The organism is Shewanella sp. 1180_01, from assembly GCF_052850535.1.
In genome coordinates, this window is record NZ_VXCT01000010.1 from 60,869 (window position 1) to 85,016 (window position 24,148).

Annotated in this window: 21 protein-coding genes and 1 pseudogene; 18 read left to right on the forward strand and 4 right to left on the reverse strand. The window is 48.2% G+C overall.

The genetic code is table 11. From position 1 onward, the window contains the following. Positions 1-38: 38 nt before the first annotated feature. Positions 39-467, reverse strand: a complete 429-nt coding sequence (locus tag FW758_RS08010) for an acyl-CoA thioesterase (RefSeq protein WP_012586384.1) — start codon at positions 465-467, stop codon at positions 39-41. A gap of 156 nt (positions 468-623) precedes the next feature. Here FW758_RS08010 and FW758_RS08015 point away from each other — a divergent pair, with 156 nt between their 5' ends. The 4 genes and pseudogenes from FW758_RS08015 to FW758_RS08030 all read left to right on the forward strand — a co-directional run bounded on the left by FW758_RS08015 (position 624) and on the right by FW758_RS08030 (position 3,008). After that, on the forward strand, positions 624-1,019 hold the full coding sequence (locus FW758_RS08015; protein ID WP_259511781.1) for a GFA family protein: 396 nt from the start codon (positions 624-626) through the stop codon (positions 1,017-1,019). Positions 1,020-1,022: 3 nt separating this feature from the next. Next, positions 1,023-1,178: pseudogene (locus FW758_RS08020) on the forward strand (MerR family DNA-binding transcriptional regulator); the annotation flags it as partial. A 67-nt stretch (positions 1,179-1,245) separates the two neighbouring features. Beyond that, positions 1,246-1,632: a carboxymuconolactone decarboxylase family protein gene (locus FW758_RS08025; protein WP_446445113.1), complete on the forward strand. Its 387-nt coding sequence runs from the start codon at positions 1,246-1,248 to the stop codon at positions 1,630-1,632. Between the two features lie 293 nt (positions 1,633-1,925). Next, positions 1,926-3,008, forward strand: a complete 1,083-nt coding sequence (locus FW758_RS08030; RefSeq protein ID WP_012586387.1) for a hypothetical protein — start codon at positions 1,926-1,928, stop codon at positions 3,006-3,008. A gap of 95 nt (positions 3,009-3,103) precedes the next feature. On the opposite strand, the gene mtnC is transcribed toward FW758_RS08030, so the two are convergent. After that, positions 3,104-3,784 carry an acireductone synthase gene (gene mtnC, locus FW758_RS08035; protein ID WP_446445114.1) on the reverse strand — a complete coding sequence of 227 codons (681 nt, stop codon included), beginning with the start codon at positions 3,782-3,784 and terminating at the stop codon, positions 3,104-3,106. Between the two features lie 242 nt (positions 3,785-4,026). On the opposite strand from mtnC, the gene FW758_RS08040 reads away from it, so the two are divergent. The 4 genes from FW758_RS08040 to FW758_RS08055 all read left to right on the forward strand — a co-directional run bounded on the left by FW758_RS08040 (position 4,027) and on the right by FW758_RS08055 (position 7,792). After that, positions 4,027-5,184: an alpha/beta hydrolase-fold protein gene (locus tag FW758_RS08040; protein WP_446445115.1), complete on the forward strand. Its 1,158-nt coding sequence runs from the start codon at positions 4,027-4,029 to the stop codon at positions 5,182-5,184. Between the two features lie 210 nt (positions 5,185-5,394). Further along, positions 5,395-5,829 (forward strand): hypothetical protein, encoded by a 435-nt coding sequence (locus FW758_RS08045; protein ID WP_446445116.1) that lies wholly within the window; start codon positions 5,395-5,397, stop codon positions 5,827-5,829. A 96-nt stretch (positions 5,830-5,925) separates the two neighbouring features. Beyond that, complete coding sequence (locus tag FW758_RS08050; RefSeq protein WP_446445117.1) at positions 5,926-6,939, forward strand: DUF3137 domain-containing protein; 1,014 nt, start codon at positions 5,926-5,928, stop codon at positions 6,937-6,939. Between the two features lie 121 nt (positions 6,940-7,060). Further along, positions 7,061-7,792 (forward strand): hypothetical protein, encoded by a 732-nt coding sequence (locus FW758_RS08055; protein WP_446445118.1) that lies wholly within the window; start codon positions 7,061-7,063, stop codon positions 7,790-7,792. 108 nt (positions 7,793-7,900) lie between these two features. On the opposite strand, the gene FW758_RS08060 is transcribed toward FW758_RS08055, so the two are convergent. Continuing rightward, entirely contained in the window at positions 7,901-9,793 is a 1,893-nt protein-coding gene (locus FW758_RS08060; protein WP_446445119.1) for a DUF885 domain-containing protein, read from the reverse strand. A gap of 582 nt (positions 9,794-10,375) precedes the next feature. Between FW758_RS08060 and FW758_RS08065 the strand changes: the two genes are divergently transcribed. The 3 genes from FW758_RS08065 to FW758_RS08075 all read left to right on the forward strand — a co-directional run bounded on the left by FW758_RS08065 (position 10,376) and on the right by FW758_RS08075 (position 12,303). Beyond that, positions 10,376-10,927 (forward strand): protein tyrosine phosphatase family protein, encoded by a 552-nt coding sequence (locus FW758_RS08065; protein ID WP_259582560.1) that lies wholly within the window; start codon positions 10,376-10,378, stop codon positions 10,925-10,927. Positions 10,928-10,997: 70 nt separating this feature from the next. Next, positions 10,998-11,558, forward strand: a complete 561-nt coding sequence (locus FW758_RS08070) for a MarR family winged helix-turn-helix transcriptional regulator (protein WP_446445120.1) — start codon at positions 10,998-11,000, stop codon at positions 11,556-11,558. Then, positions 11,551-12,303 (forward strand): siderophore-interacting protein, encoded by a 753-nt coding sequence (locus tag FW758_RS08075; protein ID WP_446445121.1) that lies wholly within the window; start codon positions 11,551-11,553, stop codon positions 12,301-12,303. Before FW758_RS08070 ends, FW758_RS08075 begins: the two co-directional genes overlap by 8 nt. Before the next feature lie 114 nt (positions 12,304-12,417). Here the strand turns inward: FW758_RS08075 and hutI are convergent, their stop codons facing one another. After that, entirely contained in the window at positions 12,418-13,644 is a 1,227-nt protein-coding gene (hutI, locus tag FW758_RS08080; protein WP_446445122.1) for an imidazolonepropionase, read from the reverse strand. Positions 13,645-13,817: 173 nt separating this feature from the next. Between hutI and hutC the strand changes: the two genes are divergently transcribed. From hutC to fdhE, 7 genes are all read left to right on the forward strand, one after another. Next, a complete protein-coding gene (gene hutC, locus FW758_RS08085) occupies positions 13,818-14,525 on the forward strand; it encodes a histidine utilization repressor (RefSeq protein WP_263202574.1) in 708 nt (235 codons plus the stop codon). 154 nt (positions 14,526-14,679) lie between these two features. Beyond that, positions 14,680-16,347: a urocanate hydratase gene (gene hutU, locus FW758_RS08090; protein ID WP_446445123.1), complete on the forward strand. Its 1,668-nt coding sequence runs from the start codon at positions 14,680-14,682 to the stop codon at positions 16,345-16,347. Positions 16,348-16,399: 52 nt separating this feature from the next. Further along, the gene (hutH, locus tag FW758_RS08095; RefSeq protein ID WP_446445124.1) at positions 16,400-17,941 is read left to right on the forward strand and encodes a histidine ammonia-lyase; all 1,542 of its coding nucleotides are present in this window, start codon (positions 16,400-16,402) and stop codon (positions 17,939-17,941) included. 680 nt (positions 17,942-18,621) lie between these two features. Beyond that, positions 18,622-21,636 carry a formate dehydrogenase-N subunit alpha gene (gene fdnG, locus FW758_RS08100; protein WP_012586399.1) on the forward strand — a complete coding sequence of 1,005 codons (3,015 nt, stop codon included), beginning with the start codon at positions 18,622-18,624 and terminating at the stop codon, positions 21,634-21,636. A gap of 2 nt (positions 21,637-21,638) precedes the next feature. Beyond that, a complete protein-coding gene (gene fdxH, locus FW758_RS08105) occupies positions 21,639-22,550 on the forward strand; it encodes a formate dehydrogenase subunit beta (RefSeq protein ID WP_446445125.1) in 912 nt (303 codons plus the stop codon). Next, a complete protein-coding gene (locus FW758_RS08110; RefSeq protein WP_006084873.1) occupies positions 22,547-23,188 on the forward strand; it encodes a formate dehydrogenase subunit gamma in 642 nt (213 codons plus the stop codon). The genes fdxH and FW758_RS08110 overlap by 4 nt, the downstream gene beginning before the upstream one ends. After that, a complete protein-coding gene (gene fdhE, locus FW758_RS08115) occupies positions 23,188-24,093 on the forward strand; it encodes a formate dehydrogenase accessory protein FdhE (RefSeq protein WP_446445126.1) in 906 nt (301 codons plus the stop codon). The genes FW758_RS08110 and fdhE overlap by 1 nt, the downstream gene beginning before the upstream one ends. Positions 24,094-24,148: the final 55 nt, after the last annotated feature.

Genomic DNA, 24,148 nt, shown 5'->3' on the forward strand with positions numbered 1-24,148 from the left:
TAAAGTGTGCTGGCAATTTAGCTATCGATTTGGTTAGCTTAGGCGACTTCGTGTTGTTTGAGAATCGCCAGCAGTTCTGCCGGTAAGTCGGCCTTTTTGCCGGTTTTAAAGTTAAACATCACCGCGACTGAAGTACCTAAGGTGGTTACTGCCTGCTGCTGTTTACTAAAAGCCTGATAATGCATGGTAAATCTATCGCTGTGAATATCGCTAATGCTGACACTCACTAATAGAGTATCGGGGAAGGTCACTGGGCGTTTATAGCGGGCCTGATTTTCGCTGATCACCGGGCCAATACCTGATTTATACAGGGTATCTAGCGGGAAGAGGCGATTGAAAAAGTCGATACGGGCCGTTTCAAAATAACGGAAATAGACGACGTTGTTGACGTGTTGCAACGCATCCATTTCGCCCCAAGCCACGGGGATTTCGGTCACTATAGGGTGCTGTGCGAGAAACTTTTCCATTGTGTTTTCCAGTGTGTTTGGCATTGAATTGCCGATCTAAAAATGCGAGTTGAAACGCTCGTTTAAGATGGTCAGACTAGCAGCATAAAGAACAAGCGACAAGCCATGGCGTTATAGGCATTTAGCGATAATATTAAGCGAAACAAGGAGCAGTGTATGATTAAACGAGTCGGAAACACCCATATTCAAGCTGAACACCAAGCGTCTTGCCATTGCGGCGCTGTGGTTTTGCAATTATCGCTGCCCAATGGCATTGAAAATCCTCGCCGCTGCGATTGTTCTATCTGCCGCCGTAAGGGCGCGATTGTCGGCTCTGTACCGCTGGCGGGGATCAAGATCCTCAAGGGTGAAGATGTGCTGAAATGCTATGAATTCAATACCAAAACCGCCAAGCATTACTTTTGCTCCAACTGCGGTATTTACACCCATCACCAGCGGCGTTCCAATCCCCATGAATATGGTTACAACATTGGTTGCCTCGAAGGGGTCAATCCATTCGATTTAGAAAATGTGCCCACGAATGATGGCGTTAATCATCCTGCGGATCGTTAGATTATGAACATAGGTCAGTTTGCTGCACTCACAGGTTTGTCGGCGCATACGCTCAGGTATTACGAGAAAATCGGTTTGCTACGGTCTGTGGTGCGAAATGTGAGCGGGCACCGCGACTATGCGGAAAAAGAAGCAGAATGGATTGGGTTTATCAATCAGCCGTTGACTTAGAGTTAACTCTAAGGCGTAAGCTGACTTCTGTGGTCCAATCCAACAGGAGTTAAAAATGGGTAATCAAAGGTATATGCAGGGCTTAGCTAAGCTGACAGAAATCGACGGCGAGGCGGGCGAGAAAGTGATCAATAGTCTGGCAAATATTTGTCCCGACTTGGGCAAGTACATTATCGAATATCCTTTTGGGGATATTTATCAGCGTGAAGGACTCGATCTTAAGACACGGGAGTTAGTCACAGTCGCGGCGCTCACTGCATTAGGGCATTGCCAGCCGCAGCTTAACGTCCATATTAATGGCGCATTGAATGTTGGTTGTGCACCGCAGGAAATCGTCGAAGTGATACTGCAAATGTCTGTTTATGCTGGCTTCCCCGCAGCACTGAATGGCATGTTCGTCGCGAAAGCTGTCTTTGCCGAGCGGGAGTTAAATGTCGTTTGAGTCTATTCTGAGTCAGCTTCATAACACTTCATTGAGGCGATCTTAAGGTCGCTTTGATTTACTCATAGCTATTACTTCTAAATCCCTTTAAACGATATGTCTGCTCCGCGTCATCGACATAGAATCTCGTGGGAGATTCATTTCGCCGTAAGGGAGGACTCGGCAAATTTTGCTAGTGAATTGCCAAAGTTAGTCGCTACACTGGCATAGGTGACGCGAGTGTCGCCATAGATTTTGAAGCTTACATCGGCAACTCAAGCGTGTCTTAATCGTAACCGGAATTTAAAATTATAATGAATTTAGGTCGTTACACTGAATCTGCCCGCCAGCACTTACGGCAAGTCATTAAGCCTTTGCCTAGCGAGCTCCAGCTAGGGTTGAGCAAGTTGTGGCGCTACCTAAGCCAAGGGTTTGCTAAGTTATCCTTTGCGCAAAAGCTGTATCTTATTGCCTTGATATTGGCCTTTAGTACCGACTTGATGGGTGTGGTCGCCGTGATTGCGGTTATTGCTATGGCCATCGAGTTTTGGCCCGTGTTCGAGCGGGTCTGGCACAGTTTGGCGGGCAAGGCCGTGTTGTTGCTGTTTTACGCCATTATTGCCAACTTTGCCTTAGGTTGGTCTGGCGCCATAGTCAATGAAGTGGTTGGGGTGTCGGCAAGTCATCTGGATTACACCCATAACTTAGCGATTTTACTCTATATGCCCGCTTGGTTTTTAATGGTGAGCGCAATTGTGCTGCTGGCATTGCAGTTGATTATTCCCATCTATTTAGTATTAATCTTTTTGCTTAAACCTTTGGGTGTCAAGTCGTTACGGATCACCTCACATACATCCTTTCGTAAAACGACCTTTACGATCCGTATCGTGTTGGCGGCTGTGGTCTTATATCACTTGAGCTTACTGATTGATTTAGAAACCCGCCTTCAAACCTCGTTTGCGGACTTTATTACAACAACTCAAGAAGCTTCTGAACATAATCCCGTCGAGCCAGCATTAGGGCTTATGCCGCATACGACCGATGTGCTGACGGCACCGATTGCTGAGTTAGCTAAGATTAAGCCCGAGCTTGAAGCCGACAAACCGGCTGATAAACAAACCGCCGATGAGCGCGAAGAAGCGGAACGCAAGCAAACCTATGCGTCGGTGCGGGCGCAATATCAGTATCTCGTGCGGCAGTGGTTAGCGACGTTTGCCTTTGCGCTTGAAGCCAATAGCCGTTCGCGTTGTGAGAAGCCCGCCGAATCGAATGTGATCGAGTTAAATGACTATGAGATTTTGCAGATCACGCCGGATAAGAAAGCGGATTATGGTTATCGTTTTGAAGTGAAAAAGTGTATCTCGGCCGCGTTTCCACTGACGGAAAAGGGCAAATAAGCAGACCCATAAAAAAGCGACCATAAGGTCGCTTTCATTTTTGGCTAAATCAGCTTGGCTGAATTAGTCGACTATTGCGTTCTTCAACAATCACGTTATTCAATCAGCAGCTCATCGAAGCTGCTGATTTTACGGAACTCACCAGTGCGCTGTTTGCTATCGCGTACCATTTGGCAGGTCATCATGCCTGCAGCTTCGGCAGCCTTTAATTCTTCAATCACATCAGACACAAACAGCACTTGCTTAGGGCTTAAGCTGATAGTGTTGAGGATATTGCAGTAAGCCTGTTTATCTAATTTGTTGCCTGTACGGGTATCAAAATGACCGTTGAACATCTCAGTTAAATCGCCGCCGTCACTGTGGCTGAACAACAGTTTTTGCGCATCAACAGAGCCTGATGAAAAACTGTAAATACGCAACTTTTGCGCGCTAAAACGTTTCACTGCTTCAATAAAGTCAGGGAAGATATGGCCCTTAAATTCGCCATGGCCGTAGCCTTGCTTCCAGATCAAGCCTTGCAGGGTTTTGAGTGGTGTTGCTTTACGATCTTCGCTAACCCACTGCTGCAAAATTTCTGTCACGCGTGCTAAGTCCGCATCTGGCTCTAGGGCGATATCTCGGGTGTCGCAAATACAGTTTTCAACCAATACATTGTGTTGGTTCTGTTCTAAAAAGTCTGGCAAGGCTTTGACAGAATAGGGGAATAGTACATCTTGGATAAAGTTTAGGTCTGTCGTGGTGCCTGCTGTGTCTACGACTATGGCTCTGATACCCATAATGTTTTGATACTCCACAATATGTTGGCTTAAAAATGCAACTCCGATCCTAAGCGTTATTGGCGAAATTGGCTAGTCTATTTCGCGAGTCTTACCACCGCCATCACAACCAAAATGGGAATGGCTAATATTGGGTATGTGTTTGGCGAAAGGGTTAGGCCGTGATATCGGATTTACTTTCAAGAATACGGGTGTTAACTTCGGCTGATACTTATATAGTTGATTTTCAAGGAATGAAATTTATGCGTACGCTATTAATTCTGCTGGTGATTTACTGCTTTGCATTCTTCAGTGTGTCAGCAAATGCCGATAATACCTTTCCCGCTCAACCACAGATGTTAAAGGTCAGTTCGAGCCTGTTAACTGAGCCTGCTGACTTTAAGGTGACATTACCAGCGAGTTACCAATCGAAAGCGGATAAACGCTATGTGGTGCTGGTGGATTTACATCCTCGTAGCCATGGCTATCTCGCTGGAATGGAAGACTGGATGAGTCATAACGGTGGCTGGCCTTGGCTGGAAACCATTATCGTGACGGCGCCAGATGGTCATGCAGGCTTAGGTGAGTTAAAAACTTTAGCCATTATGCAGCAAGAAAATCAGCAGTTTTTGGATTTTATGGAACAAGATCTACTGCCCGCCATCGACAAACAATATCGCACAAATGGTTTTCGGATCCTTAATGGCTTCACTGGCAATGCCACTTTTAGCCTCTACACGCTTTTGAATCGCCCAAGCTTATTTAATGCTTACATCGCCGCAAGTCCGGTACTGGATGATAACTACGCTTTTGTAATGGCAGATGCTGCAAAGAAGCTCGCAGGGATGAAAGGGAAGCCAAGATTCCTTTTTATGAGCACTAGCGACAGTGATTTCGAACAAAATCAGTTAGCTGACTTTGCCAAGCTTGAAGCCATCATCAAAGCGAACGCCACGGATTCTCTCGACTACCGCATCAAGCGCTTCGATGGCACTTACTATATGACGCAACCTATTTTGGCGACGGCTTATGGTATTGAAGCTATTTTTAGCGATGTACACCAAGTGCTTAAGCCTGACTCGACCATATCACGTCAAGGCGTAGCCGCTATTTTGGCGCATTATAAAACCCTGTCGAACGACAAATATGGTTTTGATGTGCCCGCTATCGATTCGCTTATCGCGTTGGCACGTTCCTTCGAGACGACTGATCCTGCCAAAGCTATCGACATTTATCTGCAAACCTTAAAGGCGATCCCAACAGCATTCGAGGCCAGCCATGCATTGGCAAGTGTCTATGCGAGCCAAGGTCAGCGAACTGAAGCGATTAAGTATGAAAAGCAAGCGCTTGAGTTAACGGACCATCCATTCTTCCAAGACAAATACCGTAAACAGTTAGCTGAATATCAGGCGGAGAAATAAGTGAATTAACATTTGGCGCTTGCGTTTTACCTGTTTGCTCACCGTATATCGCGCACGGGTTTGTGCTAGCCATAAGACTATGGTCTTAATAGCTAAGGGAAATTTTGGCTGTTATTGTAGTTACAGTCCCTTTTCTATCCTGTGGTTTCTATGCAGTGGTTTTTTGGGAGATGAGACTGCGTATTTTCAGCTGCGAATAGAGAGAGATAAATGAAATATTTACCCGCATTTGGTTTTGGTATCTTATTAGCGTTATTGAGTTTTATCAGTTTCTCATTAGTTGCTAGCGCGGGTTATATGCTGGATATGTTAAGTGCAGTGCCCAAGATTACGCCGAACAGTGTGGAGTACCTGCTGTTAGGGGCTCACGATGCGAGTTTGCTGATATTGCTAGCAGGTTTAGTGCTTTACGCTTACCACAGGATTTTTCCTAAACTTCCCTTCGATTGGTTCACCGCTGTGTTCATCCAAATACCATTGGGCTTGGCTGTGTTAGCGTTAGATGGTTTTAGCTTAAACCTATTGTCATTCAAAGGTTTTGCGCTGACGCTGACCACCTTCGCCGCTTCCTTTGGGGTATTAGTCATCTTCTGGTTACTGCAGCGTCGAGCACGTCGTTTGTCTTTAGCCACGGTTAACGATTAGTTCAGCATATACCTCAGGCTGCTTAACTGTTTTTCGGTAACTAAATTATGTAAAATCATTGGCCTAAATGGATTTGAATCGTAAGAGTAGGAGCCAATGAGTTCGATTGAATTTGATATTCCCGAAGATCACCGTATTGCCTTTCAGAAGTATTACAAACAAAAAATCGCCCCTAAATGCGGTCCGTTTGAAGCAAAGCGTGAAGGCGTAAACCAAAGGCGGCGTGAAAATGCCAAGTTCACCACCCCAATCTACTACATATGCATCACGGTGATTTTGGGTGCATTCGCCGGGCAGCTCGGGGTCCAGTTTATGCTGGTGCCTATGGATTATTTTGTGCCTTTGATGATTGTCGCGTTCCTGCCCGCTCCCGTGATAGCGTTAGCGGTCATTGCCTCGGGTAAGGAAAGCAATGAGCTCTATAATGCCGCCTTTGAAAAACTCTATCCCATTAGCCTTAAGTATTTTGGCGATGACTTTGCGCTAACGAGGGAGCCTAAGGTCGATTTCTCTCTCTTCCTTGAGCTGGGGCTGCTGCCTAAAACCGATAAGCAGTATGCGCAAAATTGCCTTAAGGGAACCTATAACAAGGTGCCGTTCCAGTTTTATGAGGTCGATGCTTACAACACTAAGTCGAACAATAATGGCTCGGTTCAGCGGGAAACCATCTTCAATGGTGTACTGCTGGTGTGCAATATTCCTAAGCGATTCAATAGTACTACGCTGTTAGTCACAGATAAGGGCAGTTTAAAAAATCGCCTTGAGGGTTTTAAGACTAAGTTGTCGCGCGTCAAGCTTGAGGACGTAAGGTTCGAGCGGCGCTTTGAGGTTTATAGCAGCGACCAAGTCGAGGCGCGCTACTTACTCAATCCTTTGATGATGGAAAATTTGTTGGCTTTGAGCCGCGAGTTAAATGCTGAGGTTGAAGCCTGTTTTTATCAAAAACAGTTGCTGATTAAGATCCCGACAAAACACCACTTCTTTATTAATCAACTCGATTTAGATCGCCCCATCGATTTTAAGCGTAATATCGAGCAAATGTTTACCGAGTTAGGTTACACCTTCTCGATCATCGACACTTTAAAACTTGATAAACATACCGGACTATAAGCGCCCCAATTGCAGCCACACCCAGTGGCTGCTTTCTGCTAATCCCTAAAACATGACTTTTGGCACTTATGGGTGACTCCCACGCTCGTTAATATCAAGCTTCAAACTTTGATGGAGCAAGATGATGAACACGATTTTCACCCTGTCGCAATTTGTGCATATTACCGCCGGCGCACTGGCATTAGTGTTATTTTGGATGCCTGCCATGCTGAAAAAGGGCAGCGCGAACCATAGTCGTTTTGGCCGTTATTATGTTTATGCCATGTATACAGTGGCAGCGACGGGTGTGGCGATGGCAACGACGGGCCTCATTGATCCGCTCGCGGTGATTAAACAGCCTGCGGCCAGCGTGGATGCCTTAGCAGCGCAGATTGCGGATCGTAAAAATGCTTGGATATTTCTCATCTATATCAGCTTATTAACCTTAGTGACCGTTAGGCATGGCGTGTTGGTTCTGCGTTATAAGGCGCAGCGTCAGCAATTAAAGTCGCCGCTGCATTTGTCGTTAATGCTGAGCTTGACGCTACTTGGCCCTGTGATGGCGCTATGGGGATACCAAGAAAAACTGATCCTTGCGATGATTTTCGGCCTGTTAGGTACAACAGTTGGGGCGGGATTCCTACGCTATAGCTTTAAGGCGACCCTGACCAAATTAGAATGGTGGATTGAGCATTTAGGCGCCATGATTGGTTCGGGTATCGCCTGCTACACCGCCTTTTTCGCCTTTGGTGGCAGCCGCTTGTTTATCGACAATGGCAATTTGCGCCTGCTGTCGTGGACACTGCCTGGTGTTGTCGGTTTTGTGGTGATCCGCTATTTAAGCGGCAAGTATCAACGTCGTTTTGCGGATTAACCTGAAACGTAAAAGCATAGGGAGCCGTAAAAACAAAGGGAGCCGAAAAAAGAACAGGGGCCGCCTAAGCTGCCCCGATTTGAGATGATGTGAGCGGTTTTACCCGAACTAAACCTTGGTCTCGGCGGCAACATTGGCCGCCTTCGCAGACTCGAGCCACTGATCGATTTTTTGCTCTAATAGATCTAAGGGCAAGGCGCCGTTTTCGAGCAGCCTGTCGTGGAAGACTTTAATATCAAACTTATCGCCCAAGGCTTTTTTGGCCTTGGCCCGCAGTTCGATAATTTTCAGCTCGCCCAGCTTGTAACCTAAGGCTTGCCCAGGCCAAACCACATAGCGCTCGATTTCGCCCGTGGCTTCAGAGAGGTGTATTCCCTCAGTAGCCACCGCATAATCAATGGCTTGCTCACGGCTCCATCCCTTGGCATGCATACCTGTGTCGACCACTAAGCGCACCGCGCGGTGTAACTCGGACTGCAAGCGGCCAAGGTCGTTAATCGGATTATCCTGATACATGCCCATCTCGGCGGCTAAGCGCTCGGCATACAGTGCCCAACCTTCTCCTGCGGCATTAGAGTAAAAAATGGTACTCAGCAGCGGCAAGGTATCCGACAGACCTATGAGCGTCTGTAGATGATGGCCGGGATTGGTCTCGTGGTAGGTTAAGGTTTGCAGCGAATAGGAGGGCAGCGCCGCCATATCGTACAGACTTATCCAGAAGGTGCCCCTACGCGAACCATCCTGTGAAGGCGCATCGTAAAATGCGCCGCTGGTCGCGGCGGCGCGGCTATCGGGCACGGCTTCAACCGCAACTTCTTGATTTGGTAACAACCCAAACCACTGCGGTAACTTGGCATTCACTTTAGCCAGATAGCCGTGAATGTCCGTCATTAATTGCTGTTTACCCTCGGCGGTGTTGGGATAGATGTATTTAGGATTCTTGAGCAATCGCTGCATGCGCTCGCCAACTGTGCCTTTGCGGTAACCTACTTGTTTGAGTAACACATCCATCTCGGCGGTAATGCGCGCAACTTCGTCTAATCCTAGTTGGTGGATCTCATCTGGGGTCATCTCCGAATTGGCGAGGTGTTTAATCATCGCCTTATAGAGTTTAGCGCCTTGAGGTTGGTGGCCGAGTCCCGCCACATGGGTGGCCTTGAGGCGCACGGCTTGCAGTGCGGAAATCAACTGGCGCGTCGCAGGGTAATATTTGGTCTCCACCAGTTCGGCGGCAGAGTTCGCCAACGCCTCACTTTCAGGTACTTGGGCGGCGGTTAATTTGGCTTTAAAACTGCTGACTAAGGGATGCTCATTAGCATGGTGCACTAACTGTTGCTGCAACACGGCTATGGTCTTATCGATAATAAAGTCGGGTGGGATCACCCCCATTTGCACATCTTGATCCAGCTTATCGATAACTGTGCCCATGGCGGCTGGGTACATGGTTAAGCGGTTGAGATAGGCCTTAGCTTGTTCTGGGGTGGTGACCGCAAACTTATCTTCCATATACCCCGGAAATTCAACATGCAATCCAGATAAGTGGTTGACAACATATGGTAAAAACCAAACACCGTATTCACCGAGCATAGTGCCATAGGCCACGGTTTCGGCAGGTAACAGGGCACCAGCGATTTCGGATTTTATCGAGCCTAAACTCACTTGCTCCGAGGCGCTAAGCTGGCTGGCATCGATAGTATTGAGTTCAGCTAATATGGCCTTAAGCGCTTTACGGCGATGATTTTCCCCCGATGGGCTGTAATCGGTCAGCTTAGATAGCACATCTTTACCCGCTTCATCCTCGGCCACGCCATAATAGGTGGCGATTTCGGGTCTTAGGGCAAAATAACGCTGGGTGATTGGCGCGAGTTGCTGCTTAAGGCTCAGTACCTGAACGGTTTCGGCCTTGGCTTGCTCGGTGGTTTGATTGGTCTGCGTTGTGTTTGGATCGCTACAACCTGTTGCTAACATGGTCAGCATTAACGCATTTATTATTCTTTTCATCGGGTTACTCATACAAAGACATTGAGGCAAATCCGTTATTGAACCTATACCTCAAGTGTTAATCCGTGATTAGTGTGATCAAACTCAAATTTGAACGGTTATCCTAGCAGTTTATTGCAACCAAACCGCAAAAATTTTTGTTGCTAGTTTTATTGATACTTTGGAGTGAGAAGAGAGGATTCGTTGTCCGGGAACTAATGGAATCCTTGTGGAACACTATCATGGGCAGCCACCATCGAATAAGTGGATTTCAAATGGATTCTCATCCACATAAAACAGTGAAGCGCCTAATTCATGCCTAACAGAGAAAGCATTACTCATCATGACTTCTGGTGCCGACAGACAATACCATTGAGGCTCATCTTGTTGACGTTGCTGCCATTCAGCGGTTAATTTTTGTGACTGAGCGATTAATTGCTGTCTTTGTGTTGTAACTGGGAAAAGTTGTCCTAGGTAATATTAAAAATGAGCGCTTGCTCAAAGGTTTTTACATCCTGAGTGATTTTACTGAACTTAGCGGATAAGGGATTATCAGAGGATTAAGCAAGCCTCAGATTTTTTATGTTGATTAAGGAGTTGTTGATGAGAAAAACCGCACTGTCGAGCCTTGTTTTTGCCCTGTTTCTAGGTGCTCCGCTGGCGAATGCCGCTAATATCACTACTGAATTTAAATCGGTCGAAAATATAAAAGATGTGAGGGCATTACAGCAGCAAGCGCCACAGCTATTAAGTTCGGGTTTACCGAATGAACAACAGTTTCAACAGCTTAAACAGGCGGGTGTGGATGTAGTGATCAACCTTATGCCGGACAGTAGCAAAGATGCCCATCCCGATGAAAGAAAACTCGTGACTCAGGCCGGAATGGAGTACGTGTATATTCCCGTGGATTGGCAAAATCCAAAGGTAGAAGATGTAGAAGCCTTCTTTACAGCAATGGATCAGCATAAGGAAAAAAATGTTTTAGTTCATTGTCTTGCTAATTATCGTGCTTCAGCGTTTGCTTATTTATATCAGTTAAAGCAAGGCCAAAAGCCTGAGATAGAAAAGACCATGGCGCCCTGGAATGGGGAGTTATCGAGCTATCCTAAGTGGCAGGCATTGTTAGCGGATGTTAGCCAAAAATACGGTTTTTAAGTTCAGTATAGTTGACGCTGTCAATTAGTTTCGATATGGTTGATTAAGTCAACTATATCGAGAGCCTTCTATGCCTTCATTGTCACTCAGTGAAACTTTGCACAGATTAGTGCATGCCTACAAAAAGCAATTGCGTAGCGATATTGCTGCACAAGAGATTGATTTACCTGTCACTCATATCCGTGCCTTGAAGGGCGTGTGTCGCAATCCTGAATCGACAGCCCAGTCTATCGCCCTGCGAATGCAGCGGGATAAAGCGCAAATTACCCGTGTTCTTAATGAGTTACTGCAGGGTGGGTTGATCACTAAAATCGATAACCCTAAGGATGGCCGCAGCCAGTTGCTGCGACCCACGGCTGAGGGGGAAAAGATCATGATCCAGATCAGTACCTCAGAACGCAAAACTGTAGCGCGTATGACGCAGGCGCTCAGTTCAGCCGAAGTCGATACTTTTATTAAACTTGCCAATCGGATCAGCAAAAGTGTGGATGAGGCGACTGCCGCCAAAAGTGAAACTGACTGCCTTACTCAAAAAAGACCATCTAGTCAGCCAAAAGACATGACTGGCAAAGGAGCCATTGAGTTGCGCTTAACGGCAGAAAACGCCATAGGAAAAAATCATAATGAATAAACCTGCACCACGTGAGCTAGAAGTGATCCGCTCGACTTATATCACTCCGCATATGTTACGCATGACCTTAGGCGGTGCGGGATTCGCTGGATTTCCTATTGATCAAGAGAGTGCCTATATCAAGTTGTTATTCCCACAAGCGGGTGAACGTCCATTAATGCGAACCTACACAATTCGCCAGCAACGCGATGATGAAATCGATGTGGATTTTGTACTGCACGATACCGACGGCCCCGCATCGAGTTGGGCGAAAACGGCGCAGGTGGGCGATATTATTCAAATCGGCGGACCTGGGCTTAAAAAACTGATTAACCTTGAGGCAGATTGGTTTTTACTCGCAGGTGATATGACAGCCTTGCCCGCCATCAGTGTGAACTTGGCACGATTGCCAAATAATGCAATGGGTTACGCTGTGATTGAAGTGCTAAGCGAAGCAGATATTCAACCTTTAGTGCATCCTGAACACGTCGAACTGCATTGGGTGATTAATCCTGAAGCCGATCCCGAAGGTCGCCCTTTGGTCGAGCGAATTGCCCAATTACCTTGGCTTGCTGGCGAGCCAGCCGTGTGGATTGCCTGTGAATTTAATAGCATGCGCGCGTTAAGAAGGCATTTTAAGCAAGCGCATTCATTGCCTAAGAGTCATTTTTATACTTCGAGCTATTGGAAAATCGGTTGTAACGAAGGTGAGCATAAGCTGGTGAAACAAGAAGATGAACAGTTAGAAAATGGGGCCAGTGTTTAAGCTTAAATCCTTTTTAAACTAACCGAGCCATTAAACAAGATAAGGTCGCCAAATTTGATTTTGCGACCTTATTTTGTTTGCTACTTATGCACATTTGCGGCGAGTACGCGCATTCTATTGATGAACTAACTTACCGTTTTTTACTACATCTTTGCAGGGATTCACGCCGTAGGAATAGGCTAGTTGTGCAGGCGTGGCGATATCCCACAGACAAAAATCGGCTTGTTTGCCAACGACTAAGCTGCCAACCGTGTCTTCAATTCCTAGTGCTTTGGCGGCATTTAAGGTGAGTCCTGTTAGGGCTTCTTCTGGTGTTAAGCGGAATAGGGTGCAGCCCATATTCAGCATCAGCAGGGTTGAGCAAATGGGGGATGAACCAGGATTAAAGTCACTGGCGAGCACCATAGGTACGTCGTATTGGCGCAGTAAATCGATAGGTGGTTTTTGGGTTTCCCGCAAAAAGTAAAATGCGCCCGGCAGCAGTACGGCGCAGGTGCCACTTTCACTTAAGGCTTTAACGCCTGCTTCATCTAAGTACTCGATATGATCCACAGACTTAGCGCCAAGACGTGCGGCCAGTGCGCTGCCGCCCATATTGGTTAGCTGCTCGGCGTGGAGTTTAATCTCTAAGCCCGCCGCTTTGGCTGCGCTGAGTACCCGTTCGGTTTGCTCAAGATTAAAGGCGATATTCTCGCAGAACATATCCACCGCATCGGCAAGGTTTTCGGCGATCACTGCGGGCAGCATCTTATTGATAATTAAGTCGACATAGCCGTCGCTGTTGTCTTTATATTCAGGCGGAATAGCATGGGCGCCAAGGAATGTGGTCTTCACATCTACGTGGTGATGCTTGCCGAGCTCGCGGGCGACACGCAGGATTTTCAATTCAGTTTCTGTATCTAAGCCGTAACCTGATTTGATCTCAACCGTAGTCACCCCTTCTTTGGCGAGCGCGTTTAAGCGCTGGCGACCCAGTTCGAATAATTCTGCTTCATCCGCTTCGCGGCAAGCTTTAACGGTTGAAATAATACCTCCACCTGCACGAGCAATTTCTTCGTAACTGGCGCCCTGTAGGCGTAACTCAAATTCATTGGCGCGATTACCGGCAAAGATTAAGTGGGTGTGGGCGTCAATTAATCCTGGGGTGATCCAACCGCCTTTGCCCCTGTAAACGGGAATTGACAAAACATCGAAGGCGGGCAGTTCGCTGCGGGGGCCAAGCCAAGCAATTTTGCCATCTTTTACTGCGATGGCCGCGTTGGTGATCGCACCATAAGGTGCTGATACGGAAGGGTCCATTGTGGCTAAGTTAACGTCTATCCAAACCTGATCCCAAGACATGTATTCCCCTCGCTGTGCTGGCAGATGTTAACCAAGTGATTAACGGTTTATTAAATTTATGTGAGCTGGCTTGTATTTACTTGTATATACAAGCTAGGATTGTAGCCGCAATTTTGAACGTTTGAAAGAGTGAATAGTACCTAGATTCTAGCGCTTTATATTGAGGAAATGTTTTGGCTACTCCTAAGTTTGCAGAAATTAAGCAATACATTATCTCCTCTATCGAGTCGGGTGAGTGGGAAGAGCATGCTCGCGTGCCTTCTGAGAATCAGCTTGCCGATTTGTTTACCTGCAGCCGAATGACGGCGCGACGTGCGCTAACCGAGCTGACGGATAGCGGTGTGCTTGAGCGTTCTCAAGGGCTAGGCACCTTCGTCGCAGGGTGTAAATCCCAGTCGTCTATGTTGGCGATCCGCAATATTGCCGATGAGATAAAAGACCGCGGCCACGGCTATAGCGTACAGCAATGGGCGTTAGAGCAAGTCGCGGCGAGTACGAGTATCGCAATTTCCCTTGGACTTGAGCACGGTGCGACAGTATTCCATTCGATCTTAGTGCATTGCGAGCAGGGCTTACCGTTGCAAGTCGAAGAGCGTTATGTGAATCCCGAGTTGGTGCCCGATTATTTATTGCAGGATTTTACCCAGCAGACACCCCACGAATATTTGTCCCAAGTGGCACCGCTGACCGAGGCGCATCACACGATTGAAGCGATTATCGCCAGTGAAGAATTACAGCAAAGGCTCGAAATCCCCGCCACTGAGCCCTGTTTACAGATTTTACGCCGCACTTGGTCACGCCAAGGCGTCGTGAGTTTCGCAAAATTAGTTCACCCAGGTAGCCGCTTTAAACTCGGCGGCCACTTAACTTTTAGTAAGTAACGCCAGTGGCGTTATTAACAATGTAAATCAATAACTTTGATAGCTGTACCCTTATAAGTTAAAAGATAAAAACACAATAAAAACAATAGTGCTAACCCGTATTAGCGACTTAGCGAATACGAGTTAGCACCACAGGTTGAAAGAGGAAAATTCAATGGATAAGCGCCACGACCCAAGCCGCCGCATTATTGCACCGCATGGCACACAATTAAGCTGTAAGAGTTGGCTCACAGAAGCGCCAATGCGTATGTTAATGAACAACTTACATCCCGATGTCGCCGAGCGCCCAGAAGACTTAGTCGTCTATGGTGGTATCGGCCGCGCCGCCCGCGACTGGGATTGCTACGACAAAATCATCGAAGTCTTACAACGCCTCGAAGATGACGAAACCTTATTAGTGCAATCGGGCAAACCTGTGGGCGTATTTCGCACCCACGCCGATGCGCCGCGCGTGTTAATCGCTAACTCAAACCTAGTGCCACATTGGGCTAACTGGGAGCATTTCAACGAGTTAGATAAGCTAGGTTTGGCCATGTACGGCCAGATGACCGCAGGTTCGTGGATCTACATTGGTACTCAAGGCATAGTTCAAGGCACCTACGAGACTTTCGTTTCTGTAGCGAAACAGCACTTTGATGGTATCTCCAAAGGCAAATGGATCCTCACTGGCGGGCTAGGTGGCATGGGCGGCGCGCAAACGCTGGCGGGCACTATGGCGGGCTTCTCTGTGTTAGCCTGTGAAGTCGACGAGACCCGCATCGATTTCCGTTTGCGCACTCGTTATGTCGACAAAAAAGCCACTTCGCTCGATGAAGCATTGGCGATGATTGAAGCGGCAAACCAAGCTGGCAAGCCTGTATCTGTGGGCTTACTGGCGAACGCCGCCGATGTGTTTGCCGAACTGGTTAAGCGCGGCGTTACACCTGATGTCGTAACCGACCAAACCTCGGCCCACGATCCATTAAACGGTTATCTGCCGCAGGGTTGGACTATGGCAGAGGCCGCTGCTATGCGTAAAACCGACGAAGCGGGCGTAGTGAAAGCCGCAAAAGCCTCGATGGCGGTGCAAGTACAAGCCATGCTCGATTTGCAAACTGCCGGCGCAGCTACCTTAGATTACGGTAACAACATTCGCCAAATGGCGTTTGAAATGGGTGTTGAAAACGCCTTTGATTTCCCTGGTTTTGTACCTGCTTATATTCGTCCGCTGTTCTGCGAAGGTATTGGCCCGTTCCGCTGGGTGGCGTTATCTGGCGATCCTGAAGATATCTATAAAACTGACGCTAAAGTCAAAGAACTGATCCCAGATAATCCACACCTGCACAATTGGTTAGACATGGCGCGTGAGCGCATCGCCTTCCAAGGTCTGCCTGCGCGTATTTGCTGGGTCGGTTTGAAAGATCGCGCTCGTTTAGCGTTAGCCTTTAACGAAATGGTCAAAAATGGTGAGTTGTCGGCGCCCGTGGTGATTGGTCGCGACCACTTAGATTCTGGCTCTGTTGCCAGCCCGAACCGCGAAACCGAATCTATGCTGGATGGCTCAGATGCGGTATCCGATTGGCCATTATTGAATGCACTACTCAACACCGCCAGTGGCGCAACTTGGGTGTCGCTGCACCACGGCGGCGGCGTTGGCATGGGCTTTAGCCAACATTCGGGTGTGGTGATTGTGTGTGACGGCACAGATGCGGCGGCAAAACGGGTTGGCCGCGTGTTGTGGAACGATCCAGCGACAGGCGTGATGCGTCATGCCGATGCGGGCTACGAGATTGCGAAAAACTGCGCCAAGGAGCAGGGCCTCGATTTACCTATGCAAGACTAACCGATGCTAACGACTCAATAACAATAATAACTAAAAGCTTGGAGCTAAAAATATGAAATCTGTGAATCACTTAGTGTTAACGCCGGGCAGTTTGAGCCTAGCGCAATTGCGCGAAATCAGCCGTCATAAGTTGACACTGGAACTCGCACCAGAGGCGATTACTGATATCAACACCAGTGCGCAAATCGTGCAAAAAGTGTTGGATGAAGGCCGCACCGTTTACGGCATCAACACGGGCTTTGGCTTGTTGGCCAATACCAAGATAGCGCCCGAAGATCTGCAATTGCTGCAACGCTCAATCGTGTTGTCGCACGCCGCTGGTACGGGCCAATACATGCAAGACGCCACAGTGCGCTTGATGATGGTGTTAAAAATCAATTCATTAAGCCGTGGTTTTTCTGGCATTCGTTTAGAAGTGATTAACTTCTTAATCCGTTTAGTGAACGCCGAAGTGTATCCCTGCGTGCCAGAAAAAGGCTCAGTGGGCGCATCGGGCGATTTAGCGCCACTGGCGCACATGTGTCTGCCTATGCTGGGCGAAGGCGAGATGAGCTATCGAGGTGAGTTAATTTCTGCCGCCGAAGGTTTAGAAATCGCCGGCCTTAAGCCAATCGATTTAGCGGCTAAAGAAGGGCTCGCTTTGCTTAACGGCACACAAGCCTCGACTGCGCTAGCGCTGGAAGGGTTATTCCACGCCGAAGACTTGTTCGCAGCAAGTTCAGTGATCGGCGCCATGAGCGTCGAAGCGGCGATGGGCAGTCGTAGCCCGTTCGATCCACGTATCCATGCGGCCCGTGGTCAGAAAGGTCAAATCGATTCGGCCATGATTTTCCGTCATCTATTGGGCGAAGAGTCTGAGATCAGCGTGAGCCATGCAAACTGTGAAAAGGTGCAAGATCCTTACTCACTACGCTGTCAGCCACAGGTACTTGGCGCTTGTTTAACGCAAATTCGTCACGCGGCCGATGTGTTAGGCACTGAAGCCAATGGCGTAACCGATAACCCACTGGTGTTCCAAGACACGGGCGATATCATTTCGGGCGGTAACTTCCACGCTGAGCCTGTGGCTATGGCGGCGGATAATCTGGCGATTGCGATTGCCGAACTGGGTTCTATTGCCGAGCGTCGTATCGCACTGTTAATCGATTCTAGCCTGTCGAAACTGCCGCCTTTCCTAGTGAAAAACGGCGGCGTGAACTCAGGCTTTATGATCGCTCAAGTGACAGCGGCAGCTTTAGCGTCTGAGAACAAAACCTACGCCCATCCAGCATCGGTAGATAGTTTACCAACATCGGCTAACCAAGAAGATCACGTCTCTATGGCGACTTTTGCGGCCCGTCGTTTACGCGATATGAGTGAAAACACTCGTGGTGTACTGGCAATTGAATTGTTAGCGGCGGCGCAGGGTTTAGATTTCCGCGCACCTTTAGCGCCAAGTACTGCGGTGGCTAAGGCCAAAGCCGAATTGCGTGAAGTCGTCGCCTATTACGATAAAGACAGGTACTTCGCACCAGATATCGAAGCCGCGACAGACCTGTTATATATAGCGAGTTTTAACGCTTACCTGCCAGCAGGAACGCTAGTGAGCTTTTAAGCGCTTTAGCTCTTGTGTGTAACGACTAAGCCGATGTTGACTCGGTTGGGTTGGGTGCATTGGAGCGCTTTTGCTGAAATACTCAGGATTCACTCCCCAATTTGCTAAACATAACTGCTGAAATAAAACAAAACGAAGGCATAAGTGGATTGCTTATGCCTTTTTCTTGAGTGTTTTGCCTTTTTAGCTCGATCCTCATCTTTGCCCTTTTGGTGTGTTTAACACCGCAGACTCTGCACTTTTTGCGCTGATCTTTACATTGTCAATTTCAGTGGCTACTTACCCCTCAATAAACCGTCACTTTTGTGTTTTTATCCGCCATCGTTATACACATTTTAATATCTAAAACTATTTTTAATAACCATATGGTTAGGTTGTGGGACAATATGGACCTGCATTGCTAGACAAATTGTCCTTTTGGTATTATTGGGCTTTAACTCTTTAAATAGGTGTTTTTTACATTATTTAAAGTTTTTAATTTCAATATTATTTATTTATTTAGATTTAAGTTTTGCGATTGGTTATTTGCGATCTCGATCTCATGTCATTATTTGTTATCTATTTCCTCTTTAAGGATAATCTTAAATTAAGTGTGGTCTTTAAGTGGGCCCACTCGATCGGTTGCAATCTTTACCACAGCAACCACTAGACTCATAACGACAAGAGTGTGAGAGGACGCAATGAACAGACGCCAGTTTTTTAGACTGTGTGCTGCCGGAGCTGCCACCTCAGCAATTTCTGCGTTGGGATTGATGTCCGAAAAGGCCTATGCGGCCGTTCGGGAATTCAAACTCATTAGCGCGAAAGAAACCCGCAATAACTGCTGCTATTGCTCAGTGGGTTGCGGATTGCTGATGTACAGCAAAGGAAGTAATGGCAAGAACGCCGAACAGAGTATTTTCCATATCGAAGGGGATGCAGACCATCCAGTCAACCGTGGGGCCTTGTGTCCTAAAGGCGCTGGTTTAGTGGATTATGTCAATAGTCCCAATCGTCTTAAATACCCAGAGTACCGTGCACCAGGTAGCAATGAATGGACACGTATCAGCTGGAGCGAAGCTTACCAACGCATCGCCCGCCTGATGAAAGATGATCGTGATGCTAACTTGATTGAAAAGAATTCTGCCGGGACGACGGTTAACCGTTGGCTTAGCACTGGGATGATGACCTCGTCGGCGATGCCGAACGAAGGCGGCTATATCACCCAGAAATTTGCACGGGCACTGGGCCTAGTTGCAATCGATACTATTGCGCGTAACTGACACTCTCCAACGGTAGCAAGTCTTGCTCCGACATTTGGACGTGGTGCCATGACCAACCACTGGATCGATATTAAAAATTCTAATTTGATCATTATCATGGGCGGTAATGCTGCAGAGGCTCACCCTGTCGGATTCGGCTGGGTTACAGAAGCAATGCAACATAACAACGCTAAACTTTTGGTGGTCGATCCTCGCTTCACCCGTAGCGCCGCTGTGGCCGATTATTATGCGCCGATCCGTTCGGGCACAGATATCGCCTTCCTGCTCGGGGTGATCCGCTATCTTATTGAAACCAAACAAGTGAACTACGACTATGTGAAGGCTTATACCAATGCCAGTTACATAGTGCGCGAAGATTTCTCTTTTAGTGAAGGTCTGTTCAGTGGTTTCGATGAAGAAACAGATAGCTACGATAAAGAGTCTTGGTACTACGAGTTAGACGAACAGGGTTACGCGAAAGTCGATCCTAGCTTCGAGCATCCACGTTGCGTGTGGAACTTAATGAAGCAACATGTAGATCGCTATGACTTTGAAACAGTAAGCAATATTACCGGTACGCCGATTCCGGACTATGAGATGGTTTGCCAGCAAATTGGCAGCACTCATACCCACGATAGGGCCGCCACTTTTATGTATGCCTTAGGTTGGACTCACCATACTAAAGGGGCGCAGAACATTCGCTCTATGGCTATGGTGCAGTTGTTGCTGGGTAACATTGGGGTGTTGGGCGGTGGCGTTAACGCACTGCGTGGTCACTCTAACGTGCAAGGCGCGACCGATATGGGTTTATTGTGCCAAAGCTTGCCTGGTTACTTAAAGTTACCGAGTGAAAAAGACACTGATCTTAAGACCTATCTCGATCGTTACACGCCTGTCGCCTTGCGTCCGGGTCAAACCAACTATTGGCAGAATTACCCTAAATTCTTTATTTCGCAAATGAAGAGCTTTTGGGGCGATAACGCCACGGTTGAAAATGACTTTGGTTATGACTGGGTACCTAAGTGGGATAAGCAGTACGACTTTACTAAACACTTAGACATGGCTTTCCACGGTGAAGTGAATGGCTACATTATCCAAGGTGTTAACGCCATTAATTCCATGCCGAACCGCAATAAGGTACTCAAAGCTCTGAGTAATCTTAAGTACATGGTGGTGCTGGATGCCTTGGCAACGGAAACCGCAACCTTCTGGCAAAACGCCGATGGCTTCAACGAGGTGAATCCCGCTGAAATCATGACTGAAGTGTTCCGCTTACCGACGACGTGTTTTGCCGAAGAAGAAGGTTCCATCGTCAACTCTGGACGTTGGATGCAGTGGCATTGGAAGGGCGCTAACCCGCCGGGTGAAGCCAAGCCAGATGCTGAGATTCTCTCTGGTGTCTTAATGGCCATGCGTGAACTGTATAAGCAAGAGGGTGGTAAATTGCCTGAGCCAGTGCAAGCGATAAGTTGGGATTACCATAATCCTTACTCGCCGCATGCCGAAGAAGTTGCTCGTGAGCTTAACGGTAAGGATCTCGTGACTCAGCGTCAGCTCAGTAGCTTCTCTGAACTCAAAGCTGATGGTAGTACTGCTAGCGCCTGCTGGATTTATGCGGGTTCTTGGACCGAAGAGGGCAACTTGATGGCTCGCCGCGACAACCATGATCCTTCGGGTAAAGGTGTCACTCCGGGCTGGGCATTCGCGTGGCCAGCCAACCGTCGTGTGCTGTATAACCGCGCTTCTTGCGATATCAACGGCAAACCTTGGGATCCTAAACGTACTATCGTCGAGTGGGTTGATGGTAAGTGGCATGGTATCGATGTGGGCGACTTCAATATGAAGTTAACACCACAGGAATCCGCAGGTCCCTTCATCATGCAACCCGAAGGTGTGGGTCGTTTCTTTGCCCTTAAGTTGTTGGCCGAAGGTCCGTTCCCTGAGCACTACGAGCCGATGGAGTCGCCTATTGGGGTGAACCCGTTACACAAGGTCACCAGTAACCCTGCGGTACGCATGTTACCGGGTGTGAAGGAAACCTTAGGTTCCCATAAAGACTTCCCTTATGTGGCAACCACTTACTGTGTAACTGAACACTTTAACTTCTGGTCTACTCATGCCCGTTTGGCAGCGATTTCTATGCCGGAAACCTTCGTCGAAATTGATGAAATGTTGGCAGCAGAAAAAGGTATCGCCAATGGGGATTGGGTCACTGTCAGCTCTAAACGTGGCAGCATTGAAACCAAAGCCTTAGTGACTAAACGTCTGCAGCCGTTAAAGGTGAATGGTCAGTTAGTTCATACCGTCGGGTTACCCCGTCACGGCAGCCATAATGCGCTCACTCGTAAGAGTTACTCCTGTAACGTGCTCACCACGGAAGTGGGAGATGCAAATACACAGGTGCCTGAGTTCAAAGCATTTTTGGTTAACATCACTAAAGCGAAGGGGCTCTGATTATGGCATCACAAGACATTATCCGCCGCTCCGGTACTTCAGCGGTGACGCCTGCGGCAAAGGGGCGTAATTCGTCAGAAAAGGTCGCCAAGCTGTTCGACGCCACTAAGTGTAATGGCTGTAAAGCCTGCCAAGTGGCGTGTTCTGAGTGGAATGATTTACGGGAAGAAGTGGGCACGTTCCAAGGTAGTTACCAAAACCCTATGTCGCTATCGGGCCAATGTTGGACCCTGATGGAGTTCCATGAGGTGATGGAAAGCAACAAGCTGCGTTGGCAATTTACCCACTCGGCCTGTATGCATTGTGCCGACCCTGCCTGCTTAACTGCTTGTTCGACCTCGGGCGCGATTATCCAGCACGCCAATGGTGTGGTGGACTTCGATTCGGACAAGTGTATCGGCTGCGGTTATTGCGCCAGTGCTTGTCCCTTCGATGTGCCCAAAATCGATCCTAAGGACAACAAGGCCTACAAGTGCACTATGTGCTCTGACCGTTTAGCCGTGGGATTGGAACCTTCCTGTGTTAAGTCCTGTACCACAGGGGCGCTGCGTTTTGGCACCCGTGAGGACATGTTGTTTTACTCGCAAAAACGGGTCGAAGAACTGAAGGAAAGGGGCGTTGCTAAGGCAGGACTTTATAACCCTGAGGGCGTAGGTGGTACGGGTATGATGATGATATTGCACGATATCAATCAGCCCGAAAGCTACAACATGCCTGATAACCCGCAGATCCCGCTGTCACTGACTCTGTGGCAAGACTGGGTCAAACCTTTAGGCACTATGGGCATTCTTGCCACTGCCGCTGTCGCTTGTCTGCATAAGATCACCGTCGGTCGCAACATAGTGGAAGAGGACCAGCCGGGTTATCAACCGCCAGAGGAAGAGGCTAAGCAGGAAGAGGAGGGCGACAAATGAGCAAGCATGATAAGCAAGAAATGATAGTGCGTCACAAGCTGTTCGATCGCATCTGTCATTGGTTCATTGTAGCAGTTGGCCTAGTGACCTTTCTCACTGGCTTTTCCTTCTTTTATCCGTCGTTTCAATGGTTGGGGGCGATAGCGGGCACACCGCAATTGGCGAAGTTCATTCATCCCATTGCGGGCTTGATGATGTGTCTACCGCTGATGTTGATGTTGGTGCGTTACTACAAACACAACAAATGGGAAAAGCACGACCTCGCTTGGATGCTCGCCATTAAGGATGTGATGTTCGAGAACGAGGAGAAAATCCCGCCTATCGGCCATTACAACCCGGGGCAAAAGGTATTGTTTCGCGCCTTCGTGCTGACGTCTGTCACTTTAACCGTGACGGGGATCATCATGTGGCAGCCTTATTTTGCGCCTTATTTCTCCGCCACTGTGGTGGGTTGGGCCATTCTGTTACACGCCATTTGTGCGCTCATCATGTTGATTTTTGTGATGGTGCATTTCTGGATGGCGACGTGGGTGGAAGGGTCGGTAACGGGCATGCTTTACGGCAAAGTCTCTAAGGCTTGGTGCCGTAAACATCACCCAGTGATGTTGGATGAACATTCGGACGTGGAGAAAAAATAATGAGTCATACAGCCGAGATACCTCTGGTCCCCGGCAGCGAATCGCCGCTGGAACTAAAACCGTTAAAAGCGGCAGATCCCCAAGCTGTGTATCACAGAAGGGCGCATCGTTTGCTGTCATTGGCCAAGGACTCGCCGCTGGCTGACTACTTTGAGCTGTGCCGCCGTCTGGTCTCGATACAGGCCAAATTGGCGGAGGAGGCTGACTTCGGTCAGCTTCTCGCTTGGGGGAAAGATGAGGCGACTCCGCTTTCTCTGTTGGGCTCAGAGGCAGATAGTTATTGGCAAGGACTGCTACAGCAACTGTTAAGTGATTTGTTGCCGCAGGTGGATGAATCCATTGCTCGGGTAGTGCGTTTGCTGATGCAGCAATCTCCCGAGCAACTGAGTTCGTGGGGGCGTTCACTGCGCCAAGGGCATGTCAGTCAAGTGCCAGCCCATTTTAGTTTATTCATCTGGGCGGCGATGGGCGTTTATTGGTCGCATTGGGCTCCTATGGTCATCAAGCGGATGGATCAACGTAAGGTGGCGCAACAGAGTATGTGCCCCGTATGTGGATGTCATCCCGTGGCTAGCGTGATTGTCGATCAGCCCCGTGCTGGTTTGCGCTATCTGCATTGCAGTTTGTGTGAAAGCGAGTGGCATTACATTCGCGCCCATTGCACCAGTTGCGGTCAGGACAAAGAGATGACGATTTGGTCGCTGGATGATGCTCAAGCTCAAGTGCGGATCGAAAGCTGCGATGAATGTCATGGCTACACCAAGATGATGTTTGTTGAAATGTCACCTTCTATGGATGTGGCGGCTGACGATCTTGCGACCTTGATGTTAGACAGTGAGCTAAATGCCAAAGGCTTTGGGGCGACAACATTGAACCCACTGCTACTGGCCCACGAAACCACGTAAGCCAAATAGCTTAAGTCAATGCAGGAGGGAGTCGGGTTGCTGATCCCTTCCTGCT